1 protein-coding gene is annotated in these 493 nt (G+C 68.8%); it reads right to left on the bottom strand.

Going from position 1 to position 493, the window contains the following annotated elements; translation table 11 throughout:
- Window positions 1–493: hypothetical protein (locus AQ981_RS25470; RefSeq protein ID WP_249226398.1), on the bottom strand; the 493-nt coding region annotated here is incomplete at both ends.

Here is a 493-nt window from a genome sequence, read left to right as displayed (position 1 = left end):
GCGTCGGCATCAGCATCGGCGTCGGAGTCCGCATCGGCATCGGCGTCGGCATCGGCATCAGCGTCGGCATCGGCGTCAGCATCCGCATCCGCGTCGGAGTCCGCATCGGCATCAGCATCAGCGTCCGCGTCGGCGTCAGCATCGGCATCGGCGTCAGCATCGGCATCAGCGTCGGAGTCCGCATCGGCGTCCGCGTCGGCATCCGCATCGGCATCGGCGTCCGCGTCGGCATCGGCATCCGCGTCGGCATCAGCATCCGCGTCGGCATCAGCATCGGCGTCGGCGTCCGCATCGGCATCCGCGTCGGCATCAGCATCCGCGTCGGCATCAGCATCGGCGTCGGCGTCCGCATCGGCATCCGCGTCGGCATCAGCATCCGCGTCGGCATCAGCATCAGCATCGGCGTCGGAGTCTGCATCGGCATCGGCATCGGCATCTGCATCGGCGTCAGCGTCCGCATCAGCATCGGCGTCGGCATCAGCATCGGCGTCGG

Origin of the sequence: Entomohabitans teleogrylli (assembly GCF_001484765.1) — a bacterium.
Lineage (GTDB): Bacteria > Pseudomonadota > Gammaproteobacteria > Enterobacterales > Enterobacteriaceae > Entomohabitans > Entomohabitans teleogrylli.
This window is presented reverse-complemented; position numbering and strand designations above follow the sequence as displayed.